We start from the raw sequence: 9,622 nt of genomic DNA, 5'->3' as shown, positions 1-9,622 counted from the left end.
GACGCTGCATCCAAGCGCTGCGGGCCGCGTCTATGCGGCCTATGGCGGAGTCTATATCTCGATCGCGTTGATCTGGCTCTGGCTCGTCGATGGAATGCGTCCCACGGCCTGGGACTTGGCCGGCGTGGCATTCTCGCTACTCGGGATGGCGATCATCGCATTTCAACCGCGCTGATCTTGTTGTTTGCAGGACCGAGCGCACTTTGTCTTCGCGCTGCCATGAACGGGGCGGGGACGGCGGCGCGGCGCTGCGGCCGGTCCCGAAGCGAATCGACTGTCTTACGGAGTCTGTAGCGTTCCATCCTTCAGCCGCGTCTGCGTCCAAGTGATCACCGTGTTTTCGCAGGGATATTTCGCTGCCTCGGCTTCATCGAAGTCCACGCCAAGGCCCGATTTGTCGTTCGCGTAAACGTGCCCGTTCCTGAATTCGGGAAGGCCGGGGAATACTTCCAGCAATGCCGCCCTCGGCCCCTTGAGTTCCTGAATCACGAAGTTGGGCGGCTCAGTGCCGGACCATTCCTGCACGCCGAAATTGCGCGATGCGAGATCGATATGGATATTTGCCGCGTGCGCCAGTGGCGACATGTCGCCCGGACCGTGCCACGCGGTCCTGACGCCGAACTGCTCGGCAAAAATCTGCAGCTTGCGCCCCGCGGTGATACCTCCGATCTGGCTCAGGTGAACGCGAATGAAGTCGATCAACCGCTCGGTGATCAGAAAGCGCCATTCATACGGATTGTTGAAAAGCTCGCCCTGAGCCAGTGGTGTAGTCGTCTTCTCCCGCAACTGACGGATCCATTCGCCCTCTTCGAGCGCGATTGCATCTTCGAGAAAGAACAGATCGTACTGCTCGAGTTCGCGCGCGAAGCGAATGGCTTCGACCGGCTTCAGGCGTTCATGCACGTCGTGACACAGCGCGACATCAAAGCCGACCTTGTTGCGAACGCCATCGAACAACTTGAGCGTTTCGCGCATGTATTTTTTGCTGTCGAGGTACACGCCATCCGCGGCACGTTGCGGCGCGCTCGCCGGCGCCTTGCCGTAACAGTCGCCGCCGTAGCCGCCGCTTTGGCAGCGGATGTGCGTGATGCCTTGCTCGCGATACTGCTGGATGTTCTCGTACAACTCGCCTAAATCGCGGCCATCCGCATGCCGATAAACAGGCACGCCTTCGCGGCACTTGCCCCCGAAAAGCTGATAGAGGGGCATGTTCGCCATCTTGCCCTTGATGTCCCACAACGCCATGTCGATGCCCGAAATCGCGTTGTTTTCAATCGGACCGTTGCGCCAGTAGGCGTTCTGGTGCATCAGTTGCCAGAGTTCCTCGATCGCCTCGGCATTGCGTCCGATCAGCAGCGGCCGCAGATACTCGTCGATGAGACATTTGACTGCGACGTGCCGGTAGGCGAACGTCGCGCATCCGAGACCATACAGGCCGGGTTGGTTGGTCTCGACCTTGACGACGATCAGGTTGATGCCTTCCGGTGCGGTCAGGATGACCTTTACATCGGTAATGAGGGTTGCCATTTCTTGTCTGCCAAAATCGATTCAATGAATCGAAACCGAATCATGTGGTACGTCAGATCCGGCGCAGTGAGAGAGGTTGGTCGTCTGCCGAGCGCTGCCCGGAACGCGCGGGGACCGTGATCATCAGGATGACCGACAGCAGCAGCGCAGCCGCCATGAAGATATACGATGCAGAAGGGCTGCCGGTCGCGCCGTTCAGATACCCGACCACCCACGAGCCGAGAAACGCGCCCAGCGCGCCGCTTGCGTTGATGAAACCGATTGCGCCACCGAGCACGTTGCTCGGAATGAGTTCCGGCACGAGCGCGAAGAACGGGCCGTACGGCGCATACATCGTTGCGCCAGCAAGGACAAGCAATGCGAACGAGAGCCAGAAGTTCGATCCGCCGACCATGTACGAGGCCACGAGTGCAATGGTCCCGACGAGCAGCAGAGGCCAAACGAACATTTTGCGGTTGCGCGTTTTGTCCGACAGCCATGACATGAGCAGCATCAGAATGATCGCGGCGAGATAAGGAACTGCGGTGAGCCAGCCGACCGACACGATGTCGATCGTCGATGCGGCCTTGAGAATTGACGGCAGCCACATGATGAAGCCATAGACGCCGACGCTCCAGAGGGCGTGAATCGCGCAGCACTTCAGCACCACAGACGAACGGAATGCCGCCTTGTAGTCGCGCACCGGTGCGATGTGGGCCTGCTCCGCCTTCAGGCGCGCGTCGAGTTCGGTCTTTTCCGCGTCGGTCATCCACGGCGCGTCGGCAGGGCGATCCTTAACCGTGAACCACCAGACCACCGCCCATGCAAGCGCCGGCAGCCCTTCGATGACGAACATTTCGCGCCAGCCGAAGCTGTGTACCAGATAGCCCGACACCACCGACATCCACAGCACCGTCACTGGATTGCCGAGAATCAGGAACGTATTCGCGCGCGAGCGCTCGGTACGCGTGAACCAGCGGCTGATGTACATCAGCATCGATGGCATCACTGCGGCCTCCACCACGCCGAGCACGAAGCGCAGCACCATCAGCATCGGAATGTTGCTAACCATTCCGGTCGCCGCGGCGCACATGCCCCACAGGATCAGACTGAAGAAGATGAGCTTCTTCACGCTGTTGCGCTGCGCGTAGATCGCACCGGGTACCTGGAACAGGCAGTAGCCGAGAAAGAACAGCGAGCCGATCAGCGATGACGTGCCGTGCGTGATGCCGAGGTCCTTGTCGATCCCGGCCGCCGCGGCGAAGCCGTAGTTGGCGCGGTCGAGGTACGCGAGACTGTAGGTGATGAAGATGATGGGCATCAAGTACCACCATCTTTGGGTTGCTACGGGTTTGACGCTTTCCATGATGTCTCCGGATAGGGGCGCGAGGACGATTCCTTTTCGCGCGGGACGCCTGTTGTTTTGGTATTCCCCGCGCGAACCTGCTTTCAAAGAACGGCGAGCCAGCCGCCGTCGACATAGATGATCTGGCCGTTCACATAGCTCGATGCCGCCGACGCGAGGTACACGGCAGTGCCGACGAGTTCCTCCGGCTTGCCCCAGCGTTGCGTAGGATTGCTGCTCTTGACCCATGCGTCGAACGTCGCGTTCTCGACGAGCGGCTTGTTCATGTCGGTCAGGATGTAGCCCGGACCGATCGCGTTCGCCTGAATGTTCGACGACGCCCATTCGGCGCTCATTGCGCGAGTGAGCATCTTGATGCCGCCCTTGGCCGCCGTGTACGCGCCCACCGTTGCACGCGCGGCTTCGCTCGTGAGCGAGCCGATATTGATGATCTTGCCGCCCGTGCCGCGCGCGATCATGCGTCGCGCGGCTTGTTTCGCGACGATGAATGCGCTGGTCAGATTGGTGTCGATGACGCGCCGCCAATCGCCCAGCTCGAGTTCGACGAGCGGCTTGCGAAACTGAATGCCGGCGTTGTTGACGACGATGTCGATCTGCACGCCGTCCTGGTCCCACTGCGCGAATGCATCGGTGACGGCCTGTTCGTCGGTCACGTCGAACGCGCGTCCTTGCGCGTCGAACCCTTTGCCGGCGAGCCGGCCTACCGCGGCGGCGATCGTATCGACCTGCGTTCCGTTCAGAATCACTCGCGCGCCTGCCGTCGCGAGCCCCTCGGCGAGCGCGAAGCCGATGCCGCGCGCCGAACCGGTGACGAGCGCCGTGCGGCCGCTAAGGTCGAATAATGAAGTCATTTGCTTGTATTCCTCTAGATGGCCGGAAGCGAGGCGCGAGTGCGCCCCTCGCGACCGGTTCTCCAGCCGCGATGATGTCGATATCGAATCCACTGGCTAACGCGTCAGACGGGCTTGTCGGTGTTGGCGTGATTCAGTGCCGCGCGATCTTCGAAGTCCTGTTCGGCTCGCTTGATGAGCGTGAGCACTGCTTCTTCCGCTGCGGCCTGATCGCCTTTTTCGATGGCGATGCAAAGCGCTTCATGCATCGGCAGCGAACGGGCCGGACCGCCCGCGATCTCCGAACTGAGTTCGAAGCTCGTCTGCAAGATGGACGACAGCGCGTTCTGCATCTGCTGGACGAACTGGTTGTGACACGCGGTGAGAATCGCACCGTGAAACGCGAGATCGGCGGGCACGTATTCGCCGTGGCCGGCGACCGCACGCTCCATCGCCCGGTAGGCGCGCCGGACCGCGATACGATCCTCGTCGGTCGCGCGCTTCGCGGCGAGCCGTGCTGCGTTGGGCTCGATGATCAGACGCAGTTCCATCAGATCCTGGATCAGCCCCTCATCGACCGCGCCGGCGCGTGCGCGCCAAGTGATGACGTCAGGATCGAACAACTGCCATTGCGAGCGCGGCAGCACGACCGTGCCGTAGCGGCGGCGCACTTGCAGCATGCCCTTGGCGGACAGCGATTTGACCGTCTCGCGGATCGTGATGCGGCTCACCTGCATCTGTTCGGCTAGTACGTCCTCGGCCGGGAGGACGTCGCCCGGTGCGAACTGGCCGGAGCAAATCTTCTCGCCCATGCGATTCAGAACCTGCCGATGCAGAGTCGCCATGAATGCCCCTTCTAGATCATACGTATGATGTAAAAGGATAGAGGCACGGATCATCTGCTGCAATTCGGGTTGACCCGAGGCCACGGTAGGGTGGTTTTGCCGGCTTGCGGTGGAAGCGCGCTCGACCGGGTGCGTCCCGTTCGATTCAAGGCGTGACTTGCCAGTCCGGAAAGCCATGTGGCGGTTCGTGGCCGACAGGGTTAAAACCGGTCGTTCATGGCTGAATGACCGTCTTCTCACGCGCGCGAACGAAGGAAACTGGCCGAACCCGGCCCATGACAACGGACCGGAGTCGACCCGTTACGGACAGTCAGCGCTCTCGATAACAGACGGTCGCCGACAACAAATTTTCCATTCAGCGACGGACATTCCAACCATTTGGCTTGTTCTACGATGCCGATATAATGACGCTGCGGTGGGCGGATGGACACCCCGCAAGGGACACCAGAGGGTAATGCTGACCGCGCCCAGGGACTTGGGCACCGTTTGCGTAATAGTCAGGCGCAGACCTTGCCCCGCCGCACACGTTCTCAGACGAATACAAATCAATGTCTCCAGACGGCATTAACTCAGGGTGCTCCGAACTGTTCGACATTTGGTGCGACCGTCGTGCCGCCCGTCCCTTGCGCCACTTGCTTCGCGCATGGCCGCTATCAAGCGGTCTGACGGACGATTGGGGTGATCTTCACGAAGCATTACGGGCACTGCGAGCCGACTGTCGAACAGAGATTTCCGAGGCGGAATTGGCAAGGGTTGACGACCTAATCAGTGCCATCGCCGCCATCGTTTTTCGGCGATGACCGACTACGGTAAGAACATGAATTGCGATTGCCACGACCAGCCTGCAATACACAGGGTTGGTGGGAATTTGCGGACATTATTTCCCAGCTTCAAACATGTGGACGCTGCACTTTGGAGGGCGCTTTTGTGCTGCCCCACGTGTGGACAACTATGGGCTATTGATGAATGGGACAAGTATCAGATTCAGCTCGCGGTAAAGGTCGCAGATGCGGAAGGCTGGAATGCTTCAGACGAGGCACTGCGCAAGGCGTATCTTGCTCAGTCGCGTGGAGAGAATGCGGCTGCAAAGTGCATGTGGAATGGCTGCGAGAAGAACCAGTTGATCGGTAGCGCATACTGCGTCGACCATCTCTACGCCACTGGCGCAAGAACCTGACTGGGTCGCGAGTTCGCTATACGACGCTACTGGGTGAATACGCTTGCCGTATCGTCCACGAAGAGGGGAAAGTCATGGAGTGCGCACCACGCTTTCAGTTGCGTGTGAATCGAGCTCCAGTACGGTCGCGCCCAGTCGGGTGCAGAGGCTTGCCACACCGCTTCTGTTGGCAGATAGATGGAGGGAACTCCCATCGGCATTTCGAGAATCAATTCGCCAAGTGAACTCGAGCAAACAAGCTCTTCTTTCCATCGCGGCCGGAAGGTGAAATCCATATGTCGTGCGACGCCTAGTGTCCAATGGTGGAACTTGATTGTCGACGATCTGGACGTGCACGTCGACTGACTGCTTGTGGCCGTTCCCAGTCCCTATCGCTGCTCGACTTGGCCAGTTCTCGGCAAGATCTGGCGCTGCATCAATGCGGAACGTGAACGTTCATCGAAACGACCATTGCGATCCACAGCGCTATCCAGATCGGTCCGAGCACTGCGAAAAACTTGACCCTTCCGACCGTATGCATTAAGCCCGAGCGCGTTTTGAACAATTGGTACTTAACGGTCTTCACCGCACCGTCGCGGCAGAAAACCCACCATGCAAACAAGACGGCGACGAAAAAGATGCTGCAGTACCACGTCAATACATACGGATTCTGGTCCTGCGGTCGAAAGTAATGCCAAACATCCGGCACTTCCCCCGCAACTATTCCAACTCCCATTACTACCCAAGGGAGGGCCGATACGAGAGCCAACTGCCTGCGCAGCACCCTTGCTTCATCGCTTGCTTGCGGACTCCCCGATCCCGACGCCGCTGCGACTCGCTCGCTCGATAAATAGTTAAATGCCGTCACGACCAAGCTTAGCACCCAGAAATAGCGCGAAAACATGCTGAACAGATTCAATGTGGCCCCCCGAGGACGATCAAAATTTTGTGCGTTTCGTGATCATGTTCTGTGGGTGATTCAGCCCCCACATGGTCTTCGGTGAGATTGTCACCAATCTTGGCCGCAGTGTCGACTGTCCGCTCATGGCCGACTGCTGCCCGATACGGCCGGCGGCAGTCGACCCTTCTCTGTCGTTCCACTCAGGCAGCAGTAGCGACCGTTATCGTGTGTAAAGCGGCCTCTGCCTGCCCGCGCGGGCGGCTTTTGCGCTCATGCAATGAGCCTAGCCCATCAGTCTCGTCCACGCATCATCCATAGGTTGCTCGGGGAGAACAGCGTATGCAATTGCTGCGCGTTCTTCATCGGCGCGATAGCGCACCTTCAGATGCCACCGTGCGCGGCGATAAACATGGCGACGGCCGACCGGCAATAGGATTCGATTTCGTTGTCGTCCTCTGCTCTCGCCTCATCGAAGCGTGCGATCAGCAGGAGATCGGCCCCTTTGAAAAGCGCGGCAAACAAGCGTGCGGACAGCAGAGCATCGGGTACGTTCAGCAGCCCTTTCTCGTGCAACTGACGCAACACGGCCTCGATGTGGGCGATGACATGGGCCGGCCCGGCTTCGTAATGGAGCTTGCTTAACGCCTTTTGATTCGTCTTGTCGGCCAAAACCATGGCTTCGACACTGCGGACGTCCGGGCTCAATAGCGTGCGAAGCAGGGAGGAGCCGACCGCCACCAGCTGATCTTCGGCCGAACCGTCAACGTCTTCGGAAAGGGCCTGCGGTGCAAATTGATCGCAGCGGGCCACCATGGCCGCGTTGAACAGCGCCTCCTTGTTCTCGAAGTGCCGATAGATGCTCAGCTTGGATATCTTCGCCCGCTGCGCGACCTTGTCCATGGTCGTCGCTTGAAACCCCAATTCCACAAAGAGTTCGCAGGCCGCGTCGACGATCGTTTGGCGAAGCGCTTCGTTGGCGGGCCGGCCGCGCCGGCCCTGGCTATTTTCGGTCACGACAATTCCGGTACTTGACAGTATTGAAATACGTTAATACGATACCACTTAGTATCTCAATGTGCAAGCCAAAGGGCAGGTTTCAACCGGTTGTCCAGATCCGGTGCCCCCGGCCCACCCCTCATCCACAACACGGAGCCCATCACCATGAATGACGTCATCATCATCGGCGGCAGCTTTGCCGGCCTCGCCGCCGCCCTTCAACTCGGCCGTGCCCGCCGCAAGGTCACCGTTCTCGATACGGGCCGGCCGCGCAACCGCTTTGCTGGCCACTCGCATGGCCTGCTCGGCCACGATCACAAGCCGCCGCTGGACATCCTGGTCGAGGCGCGGCAGCAGCTGGCGCGCTATCCAACGATCAGCCTCGTCAATGCCCGGGCCGAGAGCGTGTCTGGCGCCATCGACAATTTCTGCGTCGTCACTGACGATCACGAAAGCTTGAGGGCGCACCGCCTGATACTGAGCTATGGCGTCACCGACCAGATGCCTGATGTTCCGGGCTTTGCCGAAAGCTGGGGCACGTCCATCGTGCCCTGCCCCTATTGCGACGGCTTTGAAGTCGCCGGCCAGCATTGGGGCCTCGTCTGGTCCAGCCCGCAGTCGTACCAGTCGGCCAGGCTGTTCCGCGATTGGACTGACAAGTTGACTGTCTTCGCCGATGGTCATGACATTGCGCCCGATATCCAGGCCGATCTGGCGCGCCGCAACATACCTCTTGTCGATGGCCGGATCGTTGAGATCGCTCATCAGAAGGGCCATATCATCACCGTCAATCTCGATACCGGTCGCAACGTCGCGGTCGACGTCCTGTTCGCCCATCCGCGCAACAAGCCGTCCGCCAGCCTGCATGAATCACTGGGCCTCGCCACGGTCGATACGCCCACCGGCATCGTCCTCAAAGTCGACGAGCGCCGCCAAACCAGCATGCCCGGCATCTACGCCGCCGGCGACCTCGCCACGCCCTTCTTGCCCTCGGTCACCCAGGCATCCTCGCAGGGCGCAATGGCGGGTATCTTCGCCCAGCAGTCGATGGTTGTTTGAGAGCACAGATTCCCTCTCTTGTTGCGCCGTCGCCTTCGAAAAGGTTGGCGCAGATCGGCGCGGCGAAGGACGGATCGTCGAGTCGAGGAGATGACATGGCAAAGCAAAGTGCTGATCACGTGGGTGACTGGAATGGTCAAAGCGGGGAGCGCTGGGTCGCCAACCAGGCGCGGCTCGACGCTCTGGTTGGGGTGTTCGGCCAGGCCGCGATAGAAGCCGCCGCGCCCGCGACGGGCGAGCGCGTGCTGGACATCGGCTGCGGCGCGGGCGCATCGAGTCTGGCTCTGGCCGCCCGCGTCGGCGCGGCGGCCCACGTGCTGGGCGTGGACATATCGGAACCGCTGATTGACCGAGCGCGCGCGCTTGCGCGACCCGATACGCCGGTTCTGTTTCAGGTGGCCGACGCCAGCAGCGCAGAGCTGCCGGAAGGGGCGTTTGACATCCTGTTCTCGCGTTTCGGCGTGATGTTCTTCGACGATCCGACAGCGGCGTTCACCCATATGCGACGCGCGCTCCGGCCGGGCGGGCGGGTCGCTTTCGTTTGCTGGCGCGGTGCGGCCGAGAACGATTGGATGCGCCTGCCGGTGGGCGCGCTCAAGGGCATCCTCCCGCCGAGCGCGCTGCCCGATCCCCAAGCGCCCGGCCCGTTTTCGTTCGGCGACCGGGAACGCGTGGCACGCATCCTGACGACGGCCGGCTTTACCGATATCGCTATCTCGCCCTTCGACGCGGCCGTCCCGTTCGGCGAGGGCGGGACGCGGGACGCTGCGATCGACGACGCGGTGAAGATGACGCTCGAGGTCGGCCCGCTGTCGCGTGTGCTCGCTGATCAGCCCGACGACATCCGCGCCCGCGCCTCGGCCGCAGTTCGTGCCGCCTTTGCGAGCCTTCCCGGCGAGCGGTCAGTGATGATCAACGGCGCTGCGTGGATCGTCATGGCACGCAATCCGGCAAGCTGACAGG

The 9,622-nt window shown here is 60.8% G+C and carries 9 protein-coding genes and 1 pseudogene; 3 read left to right on the top strand and 7 right to left on the bottom strand.

Annotated elements, in window-relative coordinates:
• Window positions 1-175: pseudogene (locus VGL01_RS23065) on the top strand (YnfA family protein); the annotation flags it as partial.
• A 104-nt stretch (window positions 176-279) separates the two neighbouring features.
• Here the strand turns inward: VGL01_RS23065 and VGL01_RS23060 are convergent.
• From VGL01_RS23060 to VGL01_RS23030, 7 genes are all read right to left on the bottom strand, one after another.
• A complete protein-coding gene (locus VGL01_RS23060; RefSeq protein WP_331573510.1) occupies window positions 280-1,527 on the bottom strand; it encodes an enolase C-terminal domain-like protein in 1,248 nt (415 codons plus the stop codon).
• A 52-nt stretch (window positions 1,528-1,579) separates the two neighbouring features.
• A complete protein-coding gene (locus VGL01_RS23055; RefSeq protein ID WP_331573508.1) occupies window positions 1,580-2,872 on the bottom strand; it encodes an MFS transporter in 1,293 nt (430 codons plus the stop codon).
• Between the two features lie 83 nt (window positions 2,873-2,955).
• Window positions 2,956-3,723, bottom strand: coding sequence for an SDR family oxidoreductase (locus VGL01_RS23050; protein WP_331573506.1), 768 nt, complete (start codon window positions 3,721-3,723; stop codon window positions 2,956-2,958).
• A 104-nt stretch (window positions 3,724-3,827) separates the two neighbouring features.
• Window positions 3,828-4,547, bottom strand: a complete 720-nt coding sequence (locus VGL01_RS23045; RefSeq protein ID WP_331573504.1) for a FadR/GntR family transcriptional regulator — start codon at window positions 4,545-4,547, stop codon at window positions 3,828-3,830.
• 1,203 nt (window positions 4,548-5,750) lie between these two features.
• Window positions 5,751-5,918 carry a hypothetical protein gene (locus VGL01_RS23040; protein ID WP_331573502.1) on the bottom strand — a complete coding sequence of 56 codons (168 nt, stop codon included), beginning with the start codon at window positions 5,916-5,918 and terminating at the stop codon, window positions 5,751-5,753.
• A gap of 221 nt (window positions 5,919-6,139) precedes the next feature.
• A complete protein-coding gene (locus VGL01_RS23035) occupies window positions 6,140-6,622 on the bottom strand; it encodes a hypothetical protein (RefSeq protein ID WP_331573500.1) in 483 nt (160 codons plus the stop codon).
• A gap of 363 nt (window positions 6,623-6,985) precedes the next feature.
• Window positions 6,986-7,618, bottom strand: a complete 633-nt coding sequence (locus tag VGL01_RS23030) for a TetR/AcrR family transcriptional regulator (protein WP_331573498.1) — start codon at window positions 7,616-7,618, stop codon at window positions 6,986-6,988.
• A 147-nt stretch (window positions 7,619-7,765) separates the two neighbouring features.
• Between VGL01_RS23030 and VGL01_RS23025 the strand changes: the two genes are divergently transcribed.
• Both VGL01_RS23025 and VGL01_RS23020 read left to right on the top strand, forming a co-directional pair.
• Window positions 7,766-8,659, top strand: coding sequence for an NAD(P)/FAD-dependent oxidoreductase (locus tag VGL01_RS23025; protein WP_331573496.1), 894 nt, complete (start codon window positions 7,766-7,768; stop codon window positions 8,657-8,659).
• Between the two features lie 95 nt (window positions 8,660-8,754).
• Complete coding sequence (locus VGL01_RS23020; protein WP_331573494.1) at window positions 8,755-9,618, top strand: class I SAM-dependent methyltransferase; 864 nt, start codon at window positions 8,755-8,757, stop codon at window positions 9,616-9,618.
• Window positions 9,619-9,622: the final 4 nt, after the last annotated feature.

The organism is Trinickia sp., assembly GCF_036503415.1.
Taxonomy (GTDB): Bacteria; Pseudomonadota; Gammaproteobacteria; order Burkholderiales; family Burkholderiaceae; genus Trinickia.
Note: the sequence above shows the minus strand (reverse complement) of the source record. Positions and strands in the feature narration are given on the sequence as shown.

Bases quoted from the DNA above. Each gene is read 5' to 3' on its own strand.
- VGL01_RS23025 (WP_331573496.1), top strand. From the start codon at position 7,766: ATGAATGACGTCATCATCATCGGCGGCAGCTTTGCCGGCCTCGCCGCC.
- VGL01_RS23020 (WP_331573494.1), top strand. From the start codon at position 8,755: ATGGCAAAGCAAAGTGCTGATCACGTGGGTGACTGGAATGGTCAAAGC.
- VGL01_RS23055 (WP_331573508.1), bottom strand. From the start codon at position 2,872: ATGGAAAGCGTCAAACCCGTAGCAACCCAAAGATGGTGGTACTTGATG.
- VGL01_RS23060 (WP_331573510.1), bottom strand. From the start codon at position 1,527: ATGGCAACCCTCATTACCGATGTAAAGGTCATCCTGACCGCACCGGAA.
- VGL01_RS23045 (WP_331573504.1), bottom strand. From the start codon at position 4,547: ATGGCGACTCTGCATCGGCAGGTTCTGAATCGCATGGGCGAGAAGATT.
- VGL01_RS23050 (WP_331573506.1), bottom strand. From the start codon at position 3,723: ATGACTTCATTATTCGACCTTAGCGGCCGCACGGCGCTCGTCACCGGT.
- VGL01_RS23040 (WP_331573502.1), bottom strand. From the start codon at position 5,918: ATGGGAGTTCCCTCCATCTATCTGCCAACAGAAGCGGTGTGGCAAGCC.